General features: G+C 66.0%; 22 protein-coding genes. 9 read left to right on the top strand and 13 right to left on the bottom strand.

Going from position 1 to position 22,087, the window contains the following annotated elements; genetic code table 11:
* Positions 1-18: 18 nt before the first annotated feature.
* Positions 19-585, bottom strand: a complete 567-nt coding sequence (locus BIWAKO_RS03685; protein ID WP_069877385.1) for a hypothetical protein — start codon at positions 583-585, stop codon at positions 19-21.
* Between the two features lie 4 nt (positions 586-589).
* Entirely contained in the window at positions 590-1,636 is a 1,047-nt protein-coding gene (locus tag BIWAKO_RS03680) for a cysteine synthase A (RefSeq protein WP_069877384.1), read from the bottom strand.
* 192 nt (positions 1,637-1,828) lie between these two features.
* Between BIWAKO_RS03680 and BIWAKO_RS03675 the strand changes: the two genes are divergently transcribed.
* Together BIWAKO_RS03675 and BIWAKO_RS03670 are read left to right on the top strand one after the other, a co-directional pair.
* On the top strand, positions 1,829-3,082 hold the full coding sequence (locus BIWAKO_RS03675) for a class I SAM-dependent RNA methyltransferase (RefSeq protein ID WP_074471500.1): 1,254 nt from the start codon (positions 1,829-1,831) through the stop codon (positions 3,080-3,082).
* A 13-nt stretch (positions 3,083-3,095) separates the two neighbouring features.
* A complete protein-coding gene (locus BIWAKO_RS03670; protein WP_069877382.1) occupies positions 3,096-4,502 on the top strand; it encodes an FAD-binding oxidoreductase in 1,407 nt (468 codons plus the stop codon).
* Positions 4,503-4,541: 39 nt separating this feature from the next.
* On the opposite strand, the gene BIWAKO_RS03665 is transcribed toward BIWAKO_RS03670, so the two are convergent.
* Positions 4,542-5,279 (bottom strand): SOS response-associated peptidase, encoded by a 738-nt coding sequence (locus BIWAKO_RS03665; protein ID WP_069877381.1) that lies wholly within the window; start codon positions 5,277-5,279, stop codon positions 4,542-4,544.
* 90 nt (positions 5,280-5,369) lie between these two features.
* Here BIWAKO_RS03665 and BIWAKO_RS03660 point away from each other — a divergent pair, with 90 nt between their 5' ends.
* Complete coding sequence (locus BIWAKO_RS03660; protein WP_069877380.1) at positions 5,370-5,870, top strand: hypothetical protein; 501 nt, start codon at positions 5,370-5,372, stop codon at positions 5,868-5,870.
* A gap of 115 nt (positions 5,871-5,985) precedes the next feature.
* On the opposite strand, the gene BIWAKO_RS03655 is transcribed toward BIWAKO_RS03660, so the two are convergent.
* Complete coding sequence (locus BIWAKO_RS03655; RefSeq protein ID WP_069877379.1) at positions 5,986-6,714, bottom strand: TlyA family RNA methyltransferase; 729 nt, start codon at positions 6,712-6,714, stop codon at positions 5,986-5,988.
* A gap of 18 nt (positions 6,715-6,732) precedes the next feature.
* Complete coding sequence (dxs, locus tag BIWAKO_RS03650; RefSeq protein ID WP_069877378.1) at positions 6,733-8,643, bottom strand: 1-deoxy-D-xylulose-5-phosphate synthase; 1,911 nt, start codon at positions 8,641-8,643, stop codon at positions 6,733-6,735.
* Between the two features lie 163 nt (positions 8,644-8,806).
* Here dxs and BIWAKO_RS03645 point away from each other — a divergent pair, with 163 nt between their 5' ends.
* Complete coding sequence (locus BIWAKO_RS03645; RefSeq protein WP_069877377.1) at positions 8,807-10,048, top strand: MFS transporter; 1,242 nt, start codon at positions 8,807-8,809, stop codon at positions 10,046-10,048.
* A gap of 127 nt (positions 10,049-10,175) precedes the next feature.
* On the opposite strand, the gene BIWAKO_RS03640 is transcribed toward BIWAKO_RS03645, so the two are convergent.
* Positions 10,176-11,096, bottom strand: a complete 921-nt coding sequence (locus tag BIWAKO_RS03640; protein WP_069877376.1) for a pirin family protein — start codon at positions 11,094-11,096, stop codon at positions 10,176-10,178.
* Between the two features lie 122 nt (positions 11,097-11,218).
* On the opposite strand from BIWAKO_RS03640, the gene BIWAKO_RS03635 reads away from it, so the two are divergent.
* Both BIWAKO_RS03635 and BIWAKO_RS03630 read left to right on the top strand, forming a co-directional pair.
* Complete coding sequence (locus BIWAKO_RS03635) at positions 11,219-11,887, top strand: GntR family transcriptional regulator (RefSeq protein WP_069877375.1); 669 nt, start codon at positions 11,219-11,221, stop codon at positions 11,885-11,887.
* Positions 11,888-12,005: 118 nt separating this feature from the next.
* Positions 12,006-12,581, top strand: a complete 576-nt coding sequence (locus BIWAKO_RS03630; protein WP_371332158.1) for a biotin transporter BioY — start codon at positions 12,006-12,008, stop codon at positions 12,579-12,581.
* Positions 12,582-12,657: 76 nt separating this feature from the next.
* Here the strand turns inward: BIWAKO_RS03630 and BIWAKO_RS03625 are convergent, their stop codons facing one another.
* Both BIWAKO_RS03625 and BIWAKO_RS03620 read right to left on the bottom strand, forming a co-directional pair.
* On the bottom strand, positions 12,658-13,035 hold the full coding sequence (locus tag BIWAKO_RS03625) for a DUF6220 domain-containing protein (protein WP_069877374.1): 378 nt from the start codon (positions 13,033-13,035) through the stop codon (positions 12,658-12,660).
* A gap of 20 nt (positions 13,036-13,055) precedes the next feature.
* Entirely contained in the window at positions 13,056-13,589 is a 534-nt protein-coding gene (locus tag BIWAKO_RS03620; protein ID WP_069882141.1) for an NAD(P)H-dependent oxidoreductase, read from the bottom strand.
* 85 nt (positions 13,590-13,674) lie between these two features.
* Here BIWAKO_RS03620 and BIWAKO_RS03615 point away from each other — a divergent pair, with 85 nt between their 5' ends.
* Positions 13,675-14,571, top strand: a complete 897-nt coding sequence (locus BIWAKO_RS03615) for a LysR family transcriptional regulator (protein WP_069877373.1) — start codon at positions 13,675-13,677, stop codon at positions 14,569-14,571.
* Positions 14,572-14,591: 20 nt separating this feature from the next.
* Here BIWAKO_RS03615 and BIWAKO_RS03610 read toward each other — a convergent pair whose 3' ends face one another.
* The 4 genes from BIWAKO_RS03610 to BIWAKO_RS03595 form a co-directional block, all read right to left on the bottom strand.
* Positions 14,592-14,849 (bottom strand): exodeoxyribonuclease VII small subunit, encoded by a 258-nt coding sequence (locus tag BIWAKO_RS03610; RefSeq protein ID WP_069882140.1) that lies wholly within the window; start codon positions 14,847-14,849, stop codon positions 14,592-14,594.
* Positions 14,850-14,910: 61 nt separating this feature from the next.
* The gene (locus BIWAKO_RS03605) at positions 14,911-15,375 is read right to left on the bottom strand and encodes an Lrp/AsnC family transcriptional regulator (RefSeq protein ID WP_176733256.1); all 465 of its coding nucleotides are present in this window, start codon (positions 15,373-15,375) and stop codon (positions 14,911-14,913) included.
* Positions 15,376-15,498: 123 nt separating this feature from the next.
* A complete protein-coding gene (locus BIWAKO_RS03600; protein ID WP_069882139.1) occupies positions 15,499-16,488 on the bottom strand; it encodes an NUDIX hydrolase in 990 nt (329 codons plus the stop codon).
* A gap of 34 nt (positions 16,489-16,522) precedes the next feature.
* Entirely contained in the window at positions 16,523-17,035 is a 513-nt protein-coding gene (locus tag BIWAKO_RS03595) for a tyrosine phosphatase family protein (protein ID WP_069882138.1), read from the bottom strand.
* Between the two features lie 121 nt (positions 17,036-17,156).
* On the opposite strand from BIWAKO_RS03595, the gene BIWAKO_RS03590 reads away from it, so the two are divergent.
* Positions 17,157-17,717 carry a thioesterase family protein gene (locus BIWAKO_RS03590; RefSeq protein WP_069877372.1) on the top strand — a complete coding sequence of 187 codons (561 nt, stop codon included), beginning with the start codon at positions 17,157-17,159 and terminating at the stop codon, positions 17,715-17,717.
* Positions 17,718-17,735: 18 nt separating this feature from the next.
* On the opposite strand, the gene BIWAKO_RS03585 is transcribed toward BIWAKO_RS03590, so the two are convergent.
* A complete protein-coding gene (locus BIWAKO_RS03585; RefSeq protein WP_069877371.1) occupies positions 17,736-21,299 on the bottom strand; it encodes a hybrid sensor histidine kinase/response regulator in 3,564 nt (1,187 codons plus the stop codon).
* Positions 21,300-21,627: 328 nt separating this feature from the next.
* Here BIWAKO_RS03585 and mscL point away from each other — a divergent pair, with 328 nt between their 5' ends.
* On the top strand, positions 21,628-22,047 hold the full coding sequence (gene mscL / locus BIWAKO_RS03580; RefSeq protein WP_069877370.1) for a large conductance mechanosensitive channel protein MscL: 420 nt from the start codon (positions 21,628-21,630) through the stop codon (positions 22,045-22,047).
* Positions 22,048-22,087: the final 40 nt, after the last annotated feature.

The raw sequence follows: 22,087 nt of genomic DNA, 5'->3' as shown, positions 1-22,087 counted from the left end.
GGTAGATCGCCTGCGCCCCTAGCGGCGCGAAAGGCGCTGGAGCAGCGCTGCTCCGCGCGGCGACAGCCGGTAGCCGCTTGTCAGGCTTTCCGTCAGCCCGAGCGCCTTGAGCTTGCGCACATCCTGCTTGAACGGAAGGGTTTCCCTGCCGAGCAGTGCCGCAAGCTCTGGTGCGCGCCGTGCCGGGTGAGCCGCGATCAGCGCGAGCGTCGCCCCTGTCCAGGCCCGGCGCGCGTCGAGGCGCATGAGACGCGTCTCGATGTCGTGCAGCTCCGGCTCGCCGAGATCGGCCTGCGCCCGCAAGGCGATGCGTGGATCTGGCCCGGCAAGTCGCAGGCGGATTCGGTAAAGCTGGCCATTGCGGCCGGAAAGCTCTGCCAGCAGGCTCTCACGCGTGTCACGTCCTGCGGCACGCGCGTCGTCTTCGCTGATCTCCGCGACCGCTTCGACATCCTCGATCGCCAGCAGGCCGATACCCGTCAGGAGCGTGCCGCCGGCCCGGACGCCGGGGCGGCGCCAGCGGCGGAACACAAGCGTGATGCGCCCGGCTGCGATTCCGTCCAGCGTCCAGCGATTCAGCAGCACGGCGTCACGCCAGCACGCGGCCCATCACGTCCTTCAGATCCTCGCTGCCGCGCGTCAGCCAGCCAGGAACAGGCAGGCCCTTCGAGCGCAGGAATTCCGGATTGAACAGCTTTGACTGATAGCGCGTGCCGTAATCGGCGAGGATGGTCACGATGGTGTGGCCGGGCCCCATCTCCTTCGCCAGCCTGATCGCGCCGGCGACATTGATGCCGGACGAACCGCCGAGGCAAAGGCCCTCGTGCTCCAGCAACTCGAACACAAGCGGGATCGCCTCATCGTCGGGGATCTGGAAGGAGACATCGATCGGGGCCCCCTCGATATTCCGGGTGATCCGGCCCTGACCGATGCCCTCTGTGATCGAGGACCCTTCCGCCTTCAGTTCGCCGGTCGTGAACCAGGAATGCAGGGCCGCTCCCATCGGATCGGCGAGGCCGATGCGGATTTTCGGGTTGTACCCCTTCAGCGCGATCGCGGCGCCGGCAAGCGTGCCGCCGGTGCCAACCGCGCAGATGAAGCCGTCGACCTTGCCCTCGGTCTGTCGCCAGATCTCGGGCCCGGTGGTCTCGATATGGCCCTGCCGATTGGCGACATTGTCGAACTGGTTGGCCCAGATCGCGCCGTTCGGCTCGCTCTTCGCCAGTTCCTCGGCGAGGCGGCCCGAGACCTTCACGTAGTTATTGGGATTGGCGTAGCCGACCGCAGGCACCTCGACCAGCGTCGCGCCGGCAAGCCGCAGCATGTCCTTCTTTTCCTGCGACTGCGTCTCGGGGATCACGATCACCGAGCGATACCCCAGTGCATTGCCGACGAGCGCAAGGCCGATGCCGGTATTGCCGGCTGTGCCTTCGACGATCACGCCGCCAGGTTTCAGGAGGCCGCGCGCCTCGGCATCGCGTATGATCGCGAGTGCGGCGCGGTCCTTGACCGATTGCCCCGGGTTCATGAACTCGGCCTTCCCCAGGATCGTGCAGCCCGTCATCGCCGAGGCGCGCTTGAGCTTGATCAGGGGTGTATTGCCGATGGCCTCGATGACACCGTCGCGGATCGTCATGATGGAAATCGCTCCTCGGGCTCAGACGCGTCCCCGGTCGGGCCGGAGCGGCGCTGCACGTCAAGATAGAGAATTTTCTTCTCGTTTCACGGGAAGAATTTTTCGAATTGCGCGGATCGGGCGACCGAATTTCCCTCTTTCGGTTCAACCTGATAGGCGAACCTAAACCGAAGGTCACAAACGTAAATCCGCATGTCCATTCTCGCTATGAACGAAACTCTCACGATCGCGCATCTCGGCCAGCGCGGCGACGGCATTGCCGAGACGTCCCAAGGGGCGGTCTTCGTGCCCTATACTCTGCCCGGGGAGACGGTGCGGGTGGTTCGCGATGGCGACCGGGCGCAACTGGTCGAGATCCTGGCGCCTTCTGAATCGCGCGTGGCGGCGATCTGCCCGCTCTTCACCCGTTGCGGTGGCTGCGCGGCGCAGCATATGCCTCCGGCACTCTATCGGGACTGGAAGCGGCAGCAGGTCGTGACCGCGCTGGCCCGCGTTGGGATCGATGCGCCGGTGGCGGAGACGGTCGATGCGCATGGCGTGGGTCGGCGTCGTGTAACCTTCCACGCCCGCCGCGAAGGCGCGGGCATGATGGTCGGCTTCATGATGGCGCGCAGTCATGACCTCATCGCCGTCGAGGCCTGTCCGGTGCTGGCTCCCGGCCTTGCACGCGCGCCCGCCGTCGCACAGTTGCTCGCCAACCGGCTGGGGGGCTCGAACAAGCCGCTTGACCTGCAGGTTACGACCTCCGAGGCCGGGCTCGATGTCGATATTCGCGGTCACGGCCCTGCCGGAGACAAGTTGCGTCTGACGCTGACGGACGTGGCCGAACGGCTCGATCTCGCCCGGCTCGCCATGCATGGCGATGTCATCGTCGAGCGCCGCCCGCCCTTGCAGGCAATGGGACGAGCCTATGTTGCGCCCGGCCCCGGCGGTTTTCTCCAGGCGACGGCGGAAGGCGAGGAGCGTCTCGCCGCGCTCGTCGTTGACGCCCTGCCGAAGGTGAAGCGCGTGGCGGACCTTTTCGCCGGATGCGGACCGTTCACCTTCCGGCTGGCTGAGAAGGCGCAGGTTCATGCGCTGGAGAGCGACAAGGCCGCCTTGCAGGCTTTGCTCAGGGCCGCGAGTGCAACGCAAGGGCTGAAGCCCGTCACGGGCGAGCAACGCGATCTCTTTCGCCGGCCCCTGCTGGAATCCGAGCTGAACGGCTTCGATGCGGTGGTGCTCGACCCGCCTCGTGCCGGAGCCGAAGCCCAGGTGAAGCGGCTGGCGGCCTCCAAGGTCGCGACAATTGTCTATGTCTCCTGCGACGCCGGGAGCTTTGCCCGCGACGCAGCGCTTCTGATCGCGGGCGGATATGCGCTGGACGGTGTCACGCCGGTCGATCAGTTCCGGTATTCCGCTCACATAGAGCTGGTCGCCCGGTTCCGGCGCTCAGGCAAGAAGTGACCCCGGAGACCCTATGAGCGCTCAAGTTCTGGACCGGATGGCCGGCATCGTCGGCGCGCGCAACATCATCGCCGAGCCCGATGCGATGTTGCCCTATCTCAAGGAATGGCGGGATCTGTTTCGCGGCCAGGCGACGGCAGTCGTGCGGCCGGGCTCGACCGAGGAGGTCGCGGCGATCGTCAGGCTCGCAGCCGAGACCGGAACGACGCTGGTGCCGCAGGGCGGGAATACCGGGCTTGTCGGGGGGCAGATCCCGGTTGCCGAGGGGCGTGAGATCATTCTCTCGCTGCAGCGGCTCGACAAGGTTCGGGCTGTCGATGCCGAAGGCGACACCATGATCGTCGAGGCCGGGGTCACGCTCCAGCGTGCGCAGGAGGCGGCTGAAGCCGCCGGACGGCTGTTCCCGCTTTCGCTGGCCTCGGAGGGCACCTGCACCATTGGCGGCAATCTTTCGACCAATGCCGGCGGCACCGCCGTGATCGCCTATGGCAATGCCCGCGAGCTCTGTATGGGCCTCGAGGTCGTGCTGGCCGATGGCCGCATCTGGAACGGGCTCAGGCAGTTGCGCAAGGACAACACCGGCTACGACCTGAAGAACCTCTTCATCGGCGCCGAAGGAACGCTCGGCGTCATCACCGCTGCGGTGCTGAAGCTCTTTCCGCTTCCCGCTGCGCGCGCCACCGCCTTCCTCGCGCTGCCGGGGCCGGCCGAGGCGCTGGCCCTGCTCAACGCCGCCAAGGCCGGCGCGGGCGGTACATTGACGACCTTCGAGCTGATGCCGCGCATCGGGCTGGATTTCGTGCTGCGCCATGCTGCCGGCACCCGTGACCCGCTTTCGGAGTCGTCGCCCTGGTACGTGCTGATGGAGGTTTCGGCCCAAAGCGCGGCCGGCCTCGACGACGCTGTCGAATCCTTCCTGGGCGAGGCACTCGAGAACGGCCTGATTACCGATGCGGTGCTGGCGGGCTCGCTGGAACAGCGCAAGGATTTCTGGAAGCTGCGCGAGATGCTGTCGGAGGTGCAGCGTTTCGAGGGCGGCTCGATCAAGCACGACATCTCCGTGCCGCTGCACGCAACGCCGGATTTCCTGGCTCGGGCCATTGCGACGGTCGAGGCGATGATCCCCGGCTGCCGCGCGGTGGCCTTCGGTCATCTCGGCGACGGCAATATCCATTTCAATGTCAGCCAGCCCATCGGGGCAGACAAGGAGGCCTTCCTGGCGCGCTGGGAGGAGGTCAATCACGCGGTCCACGCCATCGTCACCGAGATGCATGGCTCGATTTCGGCCGAGCATGGCATTGGCCGGCTCAAGCGCTATTTGCTGCCGGGGGTGAAGGACCCGGTCGAGCTTGCGCTGATGAAGACACTCAAGGCGACACTCGACCCGCAGGGCATCCTGAACCCCGGCGCCGTGCTGTAAGGCGAGAGCCCCAGGCTTGGTTGCACCGGCCCAACTCTCTCAGAACAGGCTTCCCTGCGCCGGTGGCTCGACCGGTCGGCGCGGCTTTGCGGGCGGTGACCGGCTTTCCGTTGCCGCGTCATAGGGGGCCTGGACTTCAGGCCCGTCATTGCTGACCCGGTTCACCGCGGTTCCGATCCGGACCGCTTCCAGCAAATCCTCCGCCGGAGGCTTCAGCAGCGTTGCGACGTCGTCGTCGCGCGCGCTCGCATCGAGCCAGGACGCGTGATCGGTGGGGGCGAGGATGACGGGGCAGCGATGGTGGAAGGCCGACATCAGGCCGTTGGCCGGACCGGTGACCATCGCAACTGTGTCGATCTCGGAGCCGTCCTGCGAATGCCAGGTCTCCCACAGGGCGGCGAAGGCAAAGAGGCCGTGATCTGGCTTGCGGAACAGATAGGGGCGGCTCTCCTTGTCGAGCCGATGCCATTCATAGAAGCCGTCGACTGGCATCAGGCAACGCCTGCGGCTGAAAGCAGCGCGAAAGGACGGCTTCTCGCGTGCGCTCTCGCTGCGGATATTGATCACCAGCGGAAAGTCCCTGGCGTCCTTGACCCAGCCGGGAATGAAGCCCCAGCGCATCAGCAGGAACTGGCGTCCGCCTTCGTGATTGCGGATGACAGGCACGGGCTGCGTCGGCGCGATGTTGTAGCGCGGCGGAAAGTTGGGCTGCTCGGGATAGGCGAGGTGTTCGCGCATCGCCTGAGGCGGAAGGGTAATGGCGTAGCGACCACACATGTCGCACTGGATGTGCCAAGCCTTACCGCTCCGATCAACACTTTATTCGGGTTTGGTCGACCATAGTCCCGCCAATTCAGAGGCCTGAGGATGACCGCCCCCGCGATGAGAGCGCTGGCCGTTGACGTGGATGAACGGCTGGGTCCGACCGGGAAACCCCCGCTCTCGACCGACTATCTCAATCGCTATGGCGAAGCGCTGATGCTGATCGAAATGGTGCCGATGGATCGCGGCATCATCGACGAGCTCCGCAGCTGGCGGGCCGTTGGCTATCGCGAGCATTTCCAGACCTCGCGGCTGCGCTGCGCACCGGAAGCGCTCGCCGCCTACGACCAGCTCGACGCACGTCAGATCGAGGCCTTCGAGGAACTCTGTCGCACCATGAGCCAGTTGATCGCTACGGCGACCGCGCTGCTCGAAGATCTGGGTGAAGGCGAGGATGTTGCGGCTGTGGTCGAGGTCGCAGCTGGAGCGTTACGCAGCCTGATCGGTCACACTACGCTTTTCATCAACGTCAACGGCCAGATCGATACCGACGAGTTCGATGTCCGATCACTGCAGAGCAATATCGACGCGCTGTTCGCGAGCTGACGTTGCGTCCCAGGCATCGGCCCGAATAGTGGATCGTGGTTTTCGAGAAAGCCGATGCGAACACTGAGGGCATCGGCCCGTAAGGTGGATCGCGGTCTTCGAGAGAGCCGACGATCTAACCTTGCCGGTATCCGCCGATCAGAAACTCGCGATTGCCGTCGCCGCCCTCGATCGGTGAGGGGATCAGGCCGCTGACCGCGAAGCCGAGTTCCGCGAACAGCGTCGATATCTCCGCGCAGACTTGGGCGTGCACGGCCTCATCGCGCACCACACCCTTCTTGAGCGCCGCTCGTCCGGCTTCAAATTGCGGCTTGATCAGCGCCGCAATCCGGGCCTCGGGCGTCAGCAGGTCGGCAACGGGCGGCAGGACAAGCCTCAGCGAGATGAAGCTGACATCGATCACGGCGAGCGCCGGAGCCGGGGTAAATTCTGCCGCAGCCAGCGCGCGGATATCGCGAGCCTCGAGGCTGGTGACGCGCGCAAGGCCCCTCAGGCTGGGGTGAAGCTGGTCCCGCCCGACATCGACGGCGAAGACGTGCTTCGCTCCGCGCCGCAGCAGGACGTCGGTGAAGCCGCCGGTGGAGGCGCCGACATCGATGCAGGTCAATCCGGCCGGATCGAAGCCGAAGGCATCGAGCGCTGCCGCCAGTTTCAGCCCACCGCGCGAGACATAGGGATGCGGCGCCTCGGCCAGAATCTCGGCATCGCGCGCAATCATTTCAGAGGCTTTGCGCACGGTGACGCCGCCGGCCGAAACCAGGCCGGCGGCAATCGCCGCCTGTGCCCGCGCGCGGCTCTCGAAGAAGCCGCGCTCGACGAGAAGCTGGTCCGCCCGGCTCTTCATGATTTCAGCCGCGCGCGCTCAAGCGCGGCGCACGGCGTCCGGCGTGCCCAGTGCCTGCTCGACGCAGCGCACGATGCCTGCGGCGTCGAGCCCGGCCAGCGCATACATCACGTCCGGCTTGTCCTGGTCCTGATAGATGTCGGGCAATGTCAGCGTTCGCACCTTCAGCCCGCCGTCGAGCATTCCGGTTCTCGCCAGCAGGTGCAGGACATGGCTGCCGAAGCCGCCAATCGAGCCTTCCTCGACGGTGATCAGGATCTCGTGCTCGCGGGCGAGCCGCAGGATCAGCGCCTCGTCCAGCGGCTTGGCGAAGCGCGCGTCGGCGACCGTGGTCGAGAGCCCGCGCTGAGCGAGCAACTCGGCGGCCGCAAGGCTCTCCGCCAGCCGTGTCCCTAGCGACAGAATGGCCACGCGCGCCCCTTCGCGGACGATCCGGCCCCTGCCGATCTCGAGCGGAATGCCGGTTTGCGGCATCTCGACGCCGACGCCTTCGCCGCGCGGATAGCGGAAAGCGATCGGCCCGGCATCATAGGCCGCGGCGGTCGCAACCATATGGGTCAGTTCCGCCTCGTCGGCTGCAGCCATCACCACCATGTCGGGCAGGCAGGCGAGATAGGCCACATCGAAGGCCCCGGCATGGGTCGCACCGTCGGCGCCGACCAGACCGGCTCGGTCGAGCGCGAAGCGCACCGGCAGCTTCTGGATGGCGACATCATGCACAACCTGGTCATAGGCGCGCTGCAGGAAGGTCGAATAGATCGCACAGAACGGCTTGTAGCCCTCGCTTGCCAGGCCGGCGGCGAAGGTCACCGCATGCTGCTCGGCAATGCCGACATCGAAGGTCCGACCGGGAAACTCCTTGCCGAAGGCGTCGAGGCCGGTGCCCGAGGGCATGGCGGCGGTCACGGCGACGATCTTCTCGTCCTCGCGCGCCGCCTTGATCAGCGCATTGGCGAAGACCTTGGTGTAGCTCGGAGCATTCGCCGGAGCCTTGGCCTGCTGCCCGGTGACCGGGTCGAACTTGACCACGGCGTGGTGCTTGTCGGCGCTCGCCTCGGCAGGGGCATAGCCCTTGCCCTTCTGCGTCACGACATGAACGAGGATCGGCCCGCTTTCCGCATCGCGGACATTGCGCAGCACCGGAAGCAGATGGTCGAGGTTGTGACCGTCGATCGGCCCGACATAATAGAAGCCGAGCTCCTCGAACAGCGTTCCTCCCGTCCAGAAGCCGCGCGCGAACTCTTCGGTGCGCCTGGCCTTCTCGTGGAAGAAGCGGGGCAGCTTCTCCGCCAGATACTTCGCCACCTCGCGCAGCGAGCGATAGGTGCGGCCTGAGACCAGCCGCGCCAGATAGGCCGACATTGCGCCGACCGGCGGGGCGATCGACATGTCGTTGTCGTTGAGAATGACGATCAGCCTGGAGCCGAGCGCTCCGGCATTGTTCATCGCCTCATAGGCCATGCCTGCAGACATCGCGCCATCGCCGATCACCGCGATGACATTGTTGGGCTTGCCGGCGAGATCGCGCGCGACCGCCATGCCGAGCCCGGCCGAAATCGAGGTCGAGGAATGAGCGGCGCCGAAGGGATCGTATTCGCTCTCGCTGCGCCTGGTGAAGCCGGAGAGGCCTCCAGGCTGACGCAAGGTCCGGATGCGGTCGCGCCGGCCGGTCAGGATCTTGTGCGGATAGGCCTGATGGCCGACATCCCAGATCAGGCGATCATCCGGGGTGTCGAAGACGTGGTGCAGGGCGACGGTCAGCTCGACCACGCCGAGGCCGGCGCCGAGATGGCCGCCGGTGACCGAGACCGCATCGATGGTCTCCGCGCGAAGTTCGTCGGCGAGCTGACGCAACTGGACATCGTCCAGGCGGCGCAATGCGGCGGGATCGGAAACGCGATCGAGAAGTGGAGTGGCAGGGCGGGGCACGGTTTAGCGACACGTTCCTTCGAGGTGATCGACTTCGAATAAAGCCTGCGGGCGGCGCTGGCAAACCGGCGGGTCGTCACAGTGCGGGAAGACAGGAATCGGGTGGGGCGGACTTCCTGGGCGTGGGACGCTGGCCGCGACCTCGCAAAGACGGAATCCCGCCATGTCGTCGCATCTTCCCCTCGGCCTGCTCCTGGCCGGCATCGTCGCCCAATTCGCAGACAAGCTGGCGCTCGACACCATCACGCTCGCGGCGACGGAGGCGGGCGCCAGTATCCGTCTTGTCGGCCTGCTGGTCGCTGCCCAGTCGACAGCGTGGCTCATCGTCTCGCTGCCTGCGGGCGTCTGGGCGGACCGCGTTGCGCCCCGCTCACTGATTCTCGCTGGAGGCGGGTTGCTGCTGTCGGGTTCGCTGATCGGCGCGGCACTGCTCGTCTTCGGGCAAACGAACTGGGCGCTGGCCCTCTCGGCCTTCGTTGCCGCGACCGGCCCGGTTGTCATCGCACTGTCCATTTTCGTGCTCCTGCCCCGCATGGTGGCGGTCGGTGACCTGCCGCGCGCCAATGGCCGGCTGGAACTCGGCCGTGCGGTGCTGAGCCTGGCTGCGCCGCTGATCGCCGGCTGGGCCGTCGCAAGAGGCATCGGCGCGCTCGGGCTGGTGCTATGCGCCCTGTGCGGGATCGTGGTCCTGGCGCTTGCCTTGCGGCTGCCGCCCGAGCGTCCGGCCGCAGCCGCACGCCAGCCGTTGCACCGGGCGATTGCGGAAGGGGGAGCCTTCGTCTTGCGGCATCCCTATCTCAGGCCCATCGCGCTCTGCGCCATCGCCTGGAATCTCGCCTTCTTCGCCTTCATGGCGCTGTTTGCGCCCTATGCCGCGCGCGTCCTGCTGCTCGCCCCGGAGACGATCGGCCTGTCTTCGTCGGTCTATGGTGCCGGTCTGGTCCTCGGCGCGTTCTTCGGGGCCGCATTGATCGCGCGCCTGCCGACCGGGCTGCTCCTGGTCTTCGGCCCGGCTTCGTCGCTCATCGGCGCGCTGCTGCTCGCCATCGCTCCGGCGTCGCTCGGCCTTGTTGCGCTGGCGCTCGCCTTCTTCCTCTTCGGTTTCGGTCCGATTCTCTGGGGTATCATTCAGACCAGCCTGCGCCAGGCGGTGACGCCGCCGGCTTTGCTCGGCCGTGTCAGTGCCACCCTGACCACGGCGATGTACGGGATGCGTCCGTTAGGCGCGATTGCGGGCGGCCTGGCTGGCGAATGGCTCGGACTTGAGCTCGCCATCTGGCTTCCCGTCATGCTCTTTGCGCTCTCGGCGGTCGCGATCTTGGCGTCGCGCATGCCGGCGCTGAGGGCGATACCTTCGGGCGAGCTTTCGTCGGGCGAACTGCGCTCAGGGTTGCAGGCCGGGTGAGGGGCAGGCCTCGAATGGCTGTGTGTCCGACGACCTGCAGGTTCACGGTCTCCTGCAGGTCTGGAAAACATCCGTCCTCGAGGCTCAGGCCAGCAAGCGTTCAGCCCTGAACGGGATGGAGCGGCCTTCAGCCCTCCGGCAAGGGAATGAACTCGGCCTCGTCGCCGGGAACGGTGTCGAAGCGGCCGGCCTTCCATTCCGCCTTCGCCTGGTCGATGCGATCCTTCGAGGAAGAGACGAAATTCCACCAGATATGGCGCGGGCCATCCATCGGTTCGCCGCCGACCAGCATCAGCCGGCTCTGGTCGATCGCCAGGATCGAGATGCGGTCGCCGGGCTTGAAGACGAGCAACTGCCCGGCGCCGAACTCCTCGCCGGCAATGTCGATCTTGCCGGAGACGATATAGACCGCACGCTCGTCGTAATCGGGGTCGAGCGGCAGGATGGCGCCGGGTGCCAGCACCGCCTCGGCATAGAGCGTGTCCCAGGGAAATTTCACCGGCGAGGTCTGGCCGTAGGCGGAGCCCATGATCAGGCTGATGCGCTTGCCGCCTTCGACGATCCGCGGCAGTTCGGGCGCGGCGTGATGGATGAATTCCGGCGCGACTTCCTCATGGCTCTTCGGCAAGGCGAGCCAGGTCTGGATGCCATAGAGCTTCGGCGCCTTGAGACGTTCTTCTGGTGCCGTGCGTTCGGAGTGAACGATGCCGCGTCCCGCCGTCATCAGGTTGACCGCGCCGGGGCGAATGGGCAGCGCCGTGCCGAGCGAGTCGCGATGCATGATCTCGCCGTCGAAGAGATAGGTCACGGTCGCCAGCCCGATATGCGGGTGTGGGCGCACATCAATCCCCTCGCCGAGCAGGAATTCGGCCGGGCCCATCTGATCGAAGAAGATGAACGGTCCGACCATCTTGCGCCCGATCGAGGGCAGGGCGCGCCTGACCGAGAAGCCGCCGAGATCGCGCGCGCGCGGCACGATCACCTGCTCGATCGCCTGGCAGGAGCGGGCATCGCCCAGGATAGGGTCGTCAGCGGGCAGTTGGGACATGAAGGACCTCCCAGGATTGGCCGGCGAGTCTGGCCGCAACGCGGCGAAGGGGCAAGCGAGATTGGCGCGCCGTTTTGTCCGAACGGCTCGACAGGCACACGCGGTAAAATTATCTATAAACCATGACCAGAGAACAGAAAGACACGCTCGCCATCCGGATCAGCCGCGCCTTGGCTGACCGGATCATCTCCGGAGCGATCGAGCCCGGCACCCGCTTGCGGCAGGACCATGTCGCGGCCGAGTTCGGCGCCAGCCATGTGCCGGTGCGAGAGGCCTTTCAAAGGCTGGAGGCGCAGGGGCTGGCCGTCAGCGAGCCGCGCCGGGGCGTGCGTGTCGCCGCCTTCGATCTGCGTGAGGTCCGAGAGGTCGCGGAAATGCGGGCGGCGCTGGAGGTTTTGGCACTGCGTCATGCTGCGCCGCATCTGACCCGGGCGATTCTCGAGCAGGCTGAGGAAGCGACGCGTGCCGGCGACAAATCGCTGGATGTGAGGTCATGGGAGAATGCGAACCGGCGTTTCCACAAGCTGATTCTCGCTCCCTGCGCCATGCCGCGTCTGCTGGCTGCGATCGACGATCTGCATGCCACCAGCGCCCGTTTCCTGTTCGCGGCCTGGCGTTCAGAATGGGAGGCACGCACCGATCACGACCATCGCGCGATCCTTGCTGCGCTGCGCGAGGGGGCCATCGAGGCTGCCGCTGCGACCCTTGCGCGGCATGTCCAGTGGATCGGGACCAAGCCGGTCCGCACCTCCTCAGGCGGTACACGCGAAGCCTTTTCGATCGTCGGATGACAGGTGCATGGCGGGAGGGACTTGCATTCTTCGCCGCGATGTGGAGTCCATCATAGATCAGATGCGTAAATTATAGATAATATGCATCCGATCACTGATGGAGATCGCAATGAACGAAATGACCTACGCGCCGACGCAGCCAGGAGGCAGCCCGTTGCGCCTGAGCAGCCGCCCTGTCCTCGTACAGGCGGGTGCCGTGCTGTTCGGAACCCTGCTTCTGGCTCTGGCCTCGCAAATCAGCGTGCCGATGGTTCCCGTGCCGATCACGATGCAGACGCTGGCGGTGACGCTGATCGGCGCCTTCTATGGCTGGCGTCTTGGCGCGGTCACTGTCCTCGCCTGGCTGTTCGAGGCGGCGCTCGGGCTGCCGGTTCTCGCCGGAGGGGCGTCCGGCCTGCCGCATTTCATGGGCCCGACGGGCGGCTATCTCTTCTCCTTCCCGATCGTGGCCGCCGTGGTCGGCTGGCTCGCCGAGCGCGGCTGGGGCGGGAGCAGGCTTGTGCGCTCCTTCGCCGCGATGCTGATCGGCAACGCGCTTTGCCTGGTGATCGGCGCGGCATGGCTCGCGACCTTGATTGGCGTTGAGCGCGCGCTGCTCCTCGGCGTCGTCCCGTTCATCGTCGGAGCTGTCCTGAAATCTGCGTTGGGAGCAGCAATCCTGAAGGCGTCCAGCCGCTCTGGACAGGCAGGCTAAGGCTGGATGCCGCGCTGCCGCGCCCCGGATCCGGCGCGCGGCAGCTCTGCCGTATCCAAGGCCGTGCAGGTCGCAGCTAACCTGTCGTCCTCGCAAGGCTGGTTCCGGCCAGCAGCAGGAGGCCGGCATTGGCGGCGTGCAGGGCCTGGATCGGTCCCGCGCTGATGGCCTCTCCGCCCACGGCCAGCGCGACCTGCAATCCATAGAGCCCGAGAATCTGCACGACCTTGCGTCGATGCTGGCGCAGCGAGACGCGCTGGCTCAGCACGAGCAGGACGAGGATCGGCACCACGATTGCGCCGCCAAGTGCCTGGTGCGGCCCCCGGCCGAGGCAATCGAAGAGCGCAAGCCCGACCAGCAGCAATTGCAGCAGGATGAGCGGCGGGATCAGCCAGGCGAGGAAGAGGAAGAGCGCTGCGTCGCGCGGTCTTGCGTAGATGCTGGACGGCGTCATTGCACGGGTTCCGGAACGGATCACGGAAGGCGGCTGATCCGGCCGGCATAGTGCTCTCCGGCGAGCTGCAGCGTCTCAGTGTCGGCCTTGCGTGTTTCGTAGATCAGGAAGGGTTCCTGCCAGGCGAGGCCGCAGCGATGGGCCGTCGCTTCCAGAGGGTGGAGAAGCTCGCGAAGCGAAAAGCGGTTCTGGCCCGTGGGCGCATAGGCCTCCGGAACATTGCCGGCGGTCGCGGCGATCAGGACCGGCTTGCCGGCGAGCAGGCGCCCTTCATCCTGGTAGGCCAGGTAGAACATCCGGGTCAGCACGGCATCCTGCCAGGCCTTGAGCAGTGGCGGTGTCGAATACCACTGCACCGGGAATTGCAGGACGATCCGGTCTGCCGCGAGGAGGCGTGCGACCTCCGCATCGACGTCGATCACGCCATCTGAATACTGTGCCTGCATATCGACGACGGTTATGCCCGGCAGTCCGGCGACGGCCTCGCAGAGGGCGCGATTGGCATTCGATGTCGAGAAATTGGGGTGGAACAACAGGATCAGGGTGTTGGGCATGGCGTCCTCCATTGCGATGTGCCGAGGATGCGGGTGGCGATAAAATTACTCCAATGGATGATCGATATATCGTATTATCCATTTCATGAATTTAAGATCGATCGATCTCAACCTGCTTGTCATCCTCGATGCGCTTCTGGACGAAGCCCATGTCTCGCGCGCCGCTGAGCGGGTCGGGCTGTCGCAGCCGGCAGCATCCAGCGCGCTCGATCGCTGCCGGCATCTCTTCAATGACAGGCTCCTGGAGCGCGGCGGGGGGCAGATGCGGCTGACCGCAAAGGCGCAGTCGCTCCAGCAGCCGATCAAGGATCTGCTGGCCCAGATGACAGCCTTGCTCGATCCGCCGCAGCCCGATCTCGCGACCTTGCAGCAGATTGTCCGGGTGGTGACGGCGGAGCTGCCGCCGACACTGCTGGCCGGCGGTTTGTATCGCGAGCTAACGCGCACGGCGCCTGGCATCACGCTCGCGCTGATGCCCTGGCGCGGTGCGCCGGAGGCTCTTGACGGCCTGGCGCGAGGCCAGGCCGATCTCGCCGTCTCGGTCTTCCCCAGCGTTGAGAAGGATTTTACCCGCAAGGAATTGCTGCGCGAGCGTTATGTCGTGGCGATGCGGAGGGAGCACCCGGCGGCGCAAGCCTTCGATCTGGATCGCTGGCTCGCCTATCCGCATGTTCTGGTTTCGGGTCGTGGCGAAACCTATGGCGCGCTTGACGAAGCGCTCTCGATCCTCGGCAGGAAGCGCCATGTCGGCATGGTCGTGCCGAGCTTCCTGATCGTTCCGCCGCTGCTGCTCGATTCCAACCTGATCGCGCTGCTGCCGAGCCGGACGCTCCTTCGGGATAGCGGCGAACACTATGCGTTGCGGGAGCCGCCGATTCCGGTGCCGGGTTTCCCGCTCCATGTCGCCTGGCACAGACGCAGTGACCGCGACCCGGCCGTGCAGCATGTTGCCGGACTGATCGAGGCGCTGCTCTCAGTTTAGTTCGCGGGCTGGGCCGGGGCTTACTTGTCGACGTCCAGCGGGGTCGTGCCGGCCGGCTTGCCGTCTGCGCCGAGCGTGATCTTTTCGATACGGGCCTCGGCCTGCTTCAGCAGGGCGTCGCAGCGTGCCTTGAGCGCTTCGCCGCGGGTGTAGATGTCGATCGATTCCTCGAGCGGGACGTCGCCGCGCTCGAGCCGGGCAACGATGCTCTCGAGCTGCTTCAGCGCCTCTTCGAAGGGCAGGGCGGCGATATCGGAATTGGATTTGGCGTCGGTCAAGATCGGCGATTCCCGTTGGGCCACTCTTATCGGCTCTGGCCCTGTTCGCTGCAACCCTGCATCAGACCGGCAATGCGGAGGTCTTCTTGATCGTGCGCAGCGTCAGCGTCGACTGTACGCGGGTGACGCCTGGCAGTTGGGTGATGATGTCGGTGTGGATACGCTCGAAATCGGCGCTGTCGCGATAGATGACCCGCATCAGATAGTCGTGCGCGCCAGCCAGCAGATGGCACTCCAGGATTTCGGGCAGATTCTGCACCGCCTGCTCGAACCCCTCAAGCGAGGCGCGCCCCTGCTGGTCCAGCGTGACGAAGACGAAGGCCGTGCCGGGGAAGCCGGCGATCTTGTCGTCGAGCATCATCGCATAGCCGCGGATCAGCCCGCTTTCCTCCAATTGCCGGACGCGGCGCAGGCAGGCGGATGGGGAGAGGTGAACCTTTTCGGCGAGGTCCGAATTGGTGATCCGGCCATCGGTCTGCAGGATGCGCAGAATGGTCCGGTCGCGGGAATCGAGTTCGATCGTCATGGCTTTGGCCCCTCTTGAGGGCGATGCATTGTCGCAAATTTCGTAAGAAGCAAGCAATTTTCTGCTCAGTTTTTCGGCCGTCGCGCTGATATGCACGACAACTCCCTTCGCATCCGCACAAAACTACCGCTCTCCTCCGAGGCTGCGCCCGCCGACGCGCAGGCCCGGAGCCGGCCTCTCGGCAATGACTTCTCGGCGATAGCGGAAGAGCGCGGCGGGGCGCCCGGCCGTGCGGGTCATCGTGCCGGTCGGCTCCACCAGCGCTGCGCTTTCGACCAGCCGCCGAAAGTTCTGCTTGTGCAGGTGCCGGCCCGAGATCGCCTCGACCGTGTTCTGGAGCGCGGTAAGGGTGAAGGCGTCCGGCATCAGTTCGAACACGACCGGACGGTATTTGAGCTTGGCGCGCAGTCGGCCGATCGCGGTCGCGAGGATGCGGCGATGGTCGAAGCGCATCGGCCGGCCAAGCAGGGGACTGGGGGAACGCGGCAACGCGTCGGGGCGCCGGTCGCGTAGCGCCTCATAGGCGAGCCCGGCATCGTAGAGCAGTTCGTAGCGCTCTAGCGTCTTCTCCTCGTCCCAGGGCACGCCCCCAGCCCCGAAGCAAGTTGCGATGCGCTGCTGGCGTGAGAGGGGGCGCCGTTCCTGCTCGGCCCGTTCGGCCGCCTTGTCCTGCGCCCAATCGTCGAGCTGCGGGAGGATGGTCGTGTCGAGTACGGCCGGGCGACCGGCGCGCCAGTCCTCCCAGGGAAAGAAGCCATACCAGGGCTGGAATGCGACCTGCTCCGGCAGGGATGGCGCGCGCGTCAGCGCGAGATAGCCGACCGAGACGACATGGGGGCCGGTGTCGCGGATCTCCGCCTGCCGCCCGCGATCCCCGAACGTGTAGAGCTGTTCGACATAGCCGAGCGACAGCGCGGCCTGGTCCGCAACCCAGGAGCGCAGGCCGATCTCGAAGGTGCGATGCGCCAGCGGGTCGAACGGGCCGTAGGGGAGGCCCGGCGTGGCGTCCCCGTCGTGAACCTGGGCCGTCAGGATATGCGGCTGGTTGCCGGTGAAGGCGACGATCGCTGCCGCGAGGCCGATCTCGATGGCGGGGGATGTGACTTTGGGCATGTCGCCACCACGATGCAGCAAGCCCGGCGCCGCCTCAATCGAGATCGATGCGGAACGGTGTGCCTTCGAACGCGTCCGCGCCCCGGCCGATGCTCTCGATCGCCGTTGTCATGCGGCCGGAGCGTCCCAGGATCTGGTCTGCGATCGAGACGAGCCGGGCATTGGGCGTGGCCGAGGGAGATGCGCTGCGTAGCGCAAGCGCAATCTCCGCCTCGTCACGCTGGGGCCGCAGGGCGCAGGTTGCGATATAGGCCGCCGCGGTCGAGCGGCTGATGCCCGCCCAGCAGTGAAAGACGATCGGGGCAGCGCGGTCCCAGTCGCGGATGAAGCTCAGGAAGCGCTGGACATGGTCCTCGTCGGGCAGGACATGCCCGTCCAGTGGCGCCGTGATGTCCGACATGCCGATGAAGAGATGCCGCTCGGGCAGAATGCCGGCCGGGCGTTCCACGACCGTGTTGACGTTGATCAAGGTCACGACATGGCTCGCACCGACCGATGCGACCGTCTCGTGAAGCCGGGCGAGGGACGAAACATGAAGTGTCGGCATGGCGAGTTCCGCTGCAGGGCGTGCGAAAGAGTGGCGCGAGTCGGTGACGATGATATGGCCAATCGTCGCGACATCGGGAACGGCGCGTGCCGTCCGACGGCGACACTCCACAGGAGCCTGCATGAACCTCTGGCTGCGCCTGCTCTGGCTTCTTGTCACCACGCCCTTCCGATCCAGGCTGAAGCCACCTTTCGACATGTCGGTCCTGCCGTTCCGCGTCTGGTTTCACGATCTCGACACCAGCCTGCACATGAACAATGGCCGCTACTGGAGTCTCATGGATCTCGGGCGGACCGACCTGATGCTGCGTACCGGGCTTTGGCGCACGGTGCTGCGTGAGGGCTGGGTGCCGGTGGTCAATGCGGGGACCATTCGTTTCAGGCGTGAATTGCGCCTGTTCCGCCCCTTCGCGCTGGAGACCCGGATCCTGTGCTGGACCGAGAACTGGCTTGTGATGCAGCATCGCATTCTCAGCCGGGGGCGGGACGGCACGGAGATCGTCGCGGCCGTGGCGCTGGTGCGGGCTGCCCTCTACGATCGTGCGACCAGGAGCTACGTGCCGGTGGACCGCATTCTCGCGGATATCGGAATCAGCACTGATAGCCCGCCGCAGAGCGCCGAGGTCGCGGCCTTTCTCGCCTCGGAGGAGGCGATGCGCCAGGCCGGTGCCGCCGAGCGCTGAGCGGGGCAGGTCCCCCCGCTATTCAGCGGCGAGACGCATCGCGCGCCATTGCGCAAGCAGGGCTCGGAGGGCTCCGGGTTTCAGCGGCTTGTTGAGGATATGAACGTCGAAGGCCGCGGCCGCCTCCCGCACCTGCGGCGAGCGATCGGCTGTCAGCAGGATCGCGGGAACGCGCCTGGCGGAACGATCGCGCAAGGCCGCGATCGCGCTCAGCCCGTCGCCATGGTCGAGATGGTAGTCGGCGATGATCACGTCCGGCATGCCGTGGGCCTGAACCTGCGCAAGCGCTTCGTCCAGGCCGGGCGCGGTTGCGACGGCACAGCCCCATCCTTCGAGCAGGCGCTTCATCCCATCGAGGATCGTCGGTTCGTTGTCTATCGCCAGGAGCTTGAGACCGGCCAATTGCCCCGCAGGCGTCGGGGGCGGGGTACTGCTGGTCGCCATGGCCGGGAGCGGCGCCGTGCGCGGCACCATGACCGAGAACCGCGTTCCGCGCCCTGGCGTGGAGATCAGGGTGAGCTTGTGGTCGAGCGTGCGGGAGATGCGTTCGACGATTGAAAGCCCGAGCCCGAGGCCACGGGCGACCCTGGCCCCCTGATCGAGCCGTTGGAACTCGCGAAACACCGTCTTCTGCTTGCTGGCAGGAATCCCGAGGCCGGTATCGAGTACCTCGATCGAAACCTGATTGCCGCGGCGGCGGCAGCCGACCAGGACCTTCCCGTTCGGCGTGTACTTGATCGCGTTCGATATCAGGTTCTGCAGCAGCCGGCGCAGCAGGCGCCGGTCCGAGCGCAGGGCGACGGAACTGGGCGAAAACACCAGTTGCAGGCCTCGTTCCTGAGCGCTCGGCTCGAATTCGCGCTGGAGTTGGCGCATCAGTTCGTCGAGCCTGAAACTGGTCAGTTCCGGTTTGAGTGCGCCCCCGTCGAGACGCGAGATCTCCAGCAGTGCCGTCAGGATTTCCTCGACCGCGTCCAGCGACGCATCGATATTCTCAGCCAGCTCGGGGCTGGTGGCGATCCGGTCACGCTCGACCAGTGCCGTCGCATAGAGCCTCGCGGCATTGAGGGGTTGCAGCAGGTCGTGGCTGGCGGCGGCCAGAAAGCGCGTCTTGGACGCATTCGCCTCCTCGGCTTCGGCCTTGGCGCGCTGAAGCTCGGCGTTGACGTGGAGAATTTCCTCGGTGCGTTCGGCGACGCGTCGCTCGAGACTCTCATTGGTCCGCTCGAGTTCTTCATGCGCGGCGACGGTCTCGGTGATGTCGGTATAGGTCGTCACCAGGCCGCCGTCGGGGAGCGGATTCGAGCGGATCTCAATGACCTTGGTCGAGGGAAAAAGCTTGAGCCGGACGGGCTCGCGGTCATTGACAAAGCTCTCGAGCCGCGCGGCCATCAACTCATCCTGCTCGCCATCGCCATAGGCGCCGCGGGCAGCGTTGAAGCGGACGATCTCGTCGAGCCCGGTGCCGAACCGCACCAGCGACTGCGGCAGATCATAGAGCTCGATGAAGGCCTGGTTCCAGGCGAGCAGCCGCAGGTCCCGGTCCAGCACGGTGATGCCCTGGCCGGCATGGTCGAGACCGTGCTGCAGAATATCGCGATTATATTGCAGGGCTGCCGAAGCATCATCGAGCAGTTTGAAGGCGGCTTCCGTCGACAGGTTCCGGCGGCGCAGCAGCAGGGAAAGCACAAGCCGCGAGGATGCCGCGCCGATGGCCGACGAGAGCAGATGCTCGCCGAAGCGCAGCATGTGGATGTCGGCCTCGCGATTGCTGCTGCTGGCAACCTCGCCACGCCCGATGGAGAAGCCCTCGAATGCGCGCTGCGTCCGCTCCTGGCCGAGATAGCGGCCGATGGTCGACTGCAGCTCGGCCTCCGTGACGCTGGACCGCCAGAGCGAGAAGGACTGGGCCATCGTTGCGCGGTCGGACGTGACGAAGGAGTTGGCCTGCAGGCGCTCCATGGCATTGGCCGGTCGCAGCAGGGAGAAGCCGACATAACAGAGAAGGTTGAGGCCGAGGCTCCACAACACGCCGTGTGGCAGGGCCGGCAGATCGAGGCCGAGCAGGGCTTCCGGCCGCAATGAGGTGATGCCCAGCGGCCCCTTGGCCACGATCTCGCTCCAGACGCTGGTGGGGTATGCGAGGCTGGGGACCAGCAGCGTGTAGGCCCAGGTCAGCGTGCCTGCCGTCAAGCCCGCGACGGCGCCGAGCGCGGTGCCGCGCCGCCAGAGCAATCCGCCGAAGAATGCCGGCGCGATCTGTGCGGTTGCCGCAAAGGACAGGAGCCCGATCGAGACCAGCGCCGCTTCACCCGCCGCTCGGTAATAGGCATAGCCCATCAGGATCACGGCGAGGATGGCGAAGCGCCGGATGATCACGACCTGCGAACCGAGGTCGCCGCCGGTCGGGCCGGAACGCAGCGATCTCGGGATGGCTCGGTCCGGGTCGGCCAGCAGGCCACGACCGCGGACCAGCAGCGGCATGACGAGATGGTTGGAGATCATGATGGCGAGCGCGACCGACGCGACGATCACCATCGCGGTCGCGGCGGAGAGCCCGCCGATGAAGACGAACAGCGCGAGCAAGCCTGCACCCCGCTCCAGCGGCAGCAGCAGCACGGTCATGTCGCGATCGATGCCGCTTCCCGGCATCAGCAACTCGCCCGCCGCCGCCAGCGGCAGCACGAAGAGATTGATCAGGACGAGATAGAGCGGAAACATCCAGGCGGCGCGGCGGACGTCGCCCGGATCCCGGTTCTCGACGATCGTCATGTGGAATTGCCGTGCCAACAGCAGCGCGGCGAAGGAGGAGAGCAACGTCAGCGTCAGGAAGGTCGGCCAGCTCGAGGTCCGCTCCCAGATCGGAGGCGCCCCGTCCGGCATCTTCGCTGCCTGGGCGAGGAGGTCCCCGAAACCATCGAACAGGCCGTAGGCGACGAAGATTCCGAGTGCGAGAAACGCCACCAGCTTGACCAGCGATTCCGCCGCAATCGCCAGGACCAGCCCGTCCTGATGCTCGGTCGCGTCGATATGGCGCGTGCCGAAGGCACAGGCGAAGCCGGCGAGCACCATGGCGACGAGGAAGGCGAGGTCGCTGAGGACCGGGACATCCGGCGTCAGCGCCTTCCCGCCGGTTGCGGTCAGGAATACCGAGAGTGAATTCGCGACGGCCTTGAGCTGCAAGGCTATGTAGGGCAGTGCGCCGATCACGGCGACGAGACAGACGAGAGCGGCAACCCGCTCGCTCTTGCCGTAGCGCGCGCCGACGAAATCCGCGATCGAGGTGATGTTCTGCGACTTGGCGATCTCGACGATACGCGTGACGAACCGATAGCCGAAGCCGATGACCAGGATCGGCCCGACATAGATGCCGAGGAAATCGAAGCCGGCGCGATTGGCGAAGCCGACGGAGCCGTAGAAGGTCCAGGAGGTGCAGTAGACGCCGAGCGCCAGCGCATAGATCGTCGTGCGCGCTGGCCCGCCCATCAGCTTGCGGCCGAACGTATCGGCAGCGTGAGCGATGGCAAACAGCACGCAGAGATAGCCGAGCGCGACCAGAACGACGGACCAGGCCGGGATCATCTTGCCTCCATGCCAGAGCGGCAGCAGCGCAGCCTAGTGCATGTGCACGCCGAGCGCGATGCGGCTTTAGGCCGAGGCTCTGTCTAAGCTGTTGATCTCGCGAGGTCTTGGACTGGCGGATATCCATTGGGCGCGGGCGAATATTGCCCGGCTGTTGCGCTGCGGCATCGTGCTGTCGCCCGTTCAACCCGGGCCAAGACTGTGCACTGACCAAGGGGCGGCGCCCTGACGGGCTTCTAACCGTTGCAACTCTCAATTAGCCTGCGACATCCGCGCACGCCGTCCGATCGGCGTGAAGCCGATCATCCCGTGGCGAAGGGGCAGGGCAATGCTGAAGGAATTCAAAGAATTTGCGATGAAGGGCAACGTCATCGACCTCGCCATCGGCGTGGTCATCGGCGCGGCCTTCGGCAGGATCGTCGACTCTCTCGTCAGCGACATCATCATGCCGATCTTCGGCGCGCTGGGCGGTCTCGATTTCTCCAATTACTTCTTCGGCCTCAATAGTGCGGTCACCAGCCCGATCCTGTCCGAGGCCAGGAAGCAGGGCGCTGTGTTCGCCTATGGCAGCTTCGTCACTGCCGCCATCAATTTCCTGATCATCGCCGTTGCCTTGTTCCTGGTCGTGAAGGGCATCAACCGGGTGAAGCGGGACCAGAAGGCAGCCCCGGCCGAGCCGGCGCCCCCGTCGCAGGACGTCGTGCTTCTCGCCGAAATCCGCGATTTGCTGAAGCAGAAGAACGCCTGACTTCGCTCACCGCTCGCGGGCAATTCATCACCGCGAGCGA

This window comes from Bosea sp. BIWAKO-01 (assembly GCF_001748145.1).
In the GTDB taxonomy this organism is placed as follows: domain Bacteria; phylum Pseudomonadota; class Alphaproteobacteria; order Rhizobiales; family Beijerinckiaceae; genus Allobosea.
The sequence above is the reverse complement of the archived record's forward strand: the minus strand, read 5'-3'. Positions and strand labels throughout refer to the sequence as shown.

Excerpts from the sequence above, each read along its gene's own strand:
- BIWAKO_RS03680 (WP_069877384.1), bottom strand. The coding sequence starts at position 1,636 with ATGACGATCCGCGACGGTGTCATCGAGGCCATCGGCAATACACCCCTG.
- BIWAKO_RS03675 (WP_074471500.1), top strand. The coding sequence starts at position 1,829 with ATGTCCATTCTCGCTATGAACGAAACTCTCACGATCGCGCATCTCGGC.
- BIWAKO_RS03670 (WP_069877382.1), top strand. The coding sequence starts at position 3,096 with ATGAGCGCTCAAGTTCTGGACCGGATGGCCGGCATCGTCGGCGCGCGC.
- BIWAKO_RS03665 (WP_069877381.1), bottom strand. The coding sequence starts at position 5,279 with ATGTGTGGTCGCTACGCCATTACCCTTCCGCCTCAGGCGATGCGCGAA.
- BIWAKO_RS03660 (WP_069877380.1), top strand. The coding sequence starts at position 5,370 with ATGACCGCCCCCGCGATGAGAGCGCTGGCCGTTGACGTGGATGAACGG.
- BIWAKO_RS03655 (WP_069877379.1), bottom strand. The coding sequence starts at position 6,714 with ATGAAGAGCCGGGCGGACCAGCTTCTCGTCGAGCGCGGCTTCTTCGAG.
- BIWAKO_RS03645 (WP_069877377.1), top strand. The coding sequence starts at position 8,807 with ATGTCGTCGCATCTTCCCCTCGGCCTGCTCCTGGCCGGCATCGTCGCC.
- BIWAKO_RS03640 (WP_069877376.1), bottom strand. The coding sequence starts at position 11,096 with ATGTCCCAACTGCCCGCTGACGACCCTATCCTGGGCGATGCCCGCTCC.
- BIWAKO_RS03635 (WP_069877375.1), top strand. The coding sequence starts at position 11,219 with ATGACCAGAGAACAGAAAGACACGCTCGCCATCCGGATCAGCCGCGCC.
- BIWAKO_RS03630 (WP_371332158.1), top strand. The coding sequence starts at position 12,006 with ATGACCTACGCGCCGACGCAGCCAGGAGGCAGCCCGTTGCGCCTGAGC.
- BIWAKO_RS03625 (WP_069877374.1), bottom strand. The coding sequence starts at position 13,035 with ATGACGCCGTCCAGCATCTACGCAAGACCGCGCGACGCAGCGCTCTTC.
- BIWAKO_RS03620 (WP_069882141.1), bottom strand. The coding sequence starts at position 13,589 with ATGCCCAACACCCTGATCCTGTTGTTCCACCCCAATTTCTCGACATCG.
- BIWAKO_RS03615 (WP_069877373.1), top strand. The coding sequence starts at position 13,675 with ATGAATTTAAGATCGATCGATCTCAACCTGCTTGTCATCCTCGATGCG.
- BIWAKO_RS03605 (WP_176733256.1), bottom strand. The coding sequence starts at position 15,375 with ATGACGATCGAACTCGATTCCCGCGACCGGACCATTCTGCGCATCCTG.
- BIWAKO_RS03600 (WP_069882139.1), bottom strand. The coding sequence starts at position 16,488 with ATGCCCAAAGTCACATCCCCCGCCATCGAGATCGGCCTCGCGGCAGCG.
- BIWAKO_RS03595 (WP_069882138.1), bottom strand. The coding sequence starts at position 17,035 with ATGCCGACACTTCATGTTTCGTCCCTCGCCCGGCTTCACGAGACGGTC.
- BIWAKO_RS03590 (WP_069877372.1), top strand. The coding sequence starts at position 17,157 with ATGAACCTCTGGCTGCGCCTGCTCTGGCTTCTTGTCACCACGCCCTTC.
- BIWAKO_RS03585 (WP_069877371.1), bottom strand. The coding sequence starts at position 21,299 with ATGATCCCGGCCTGGTCCGTCGTTCTGGTCGCGCTCGGCTATCTCTGC.
- mscL (WP_069877370.1), top strand. The coding sequence starts at position 21,628 with ATGCTGAAGGAATTCAAAGAATTTGCGATGAAGGGCAACGTCATCGAC.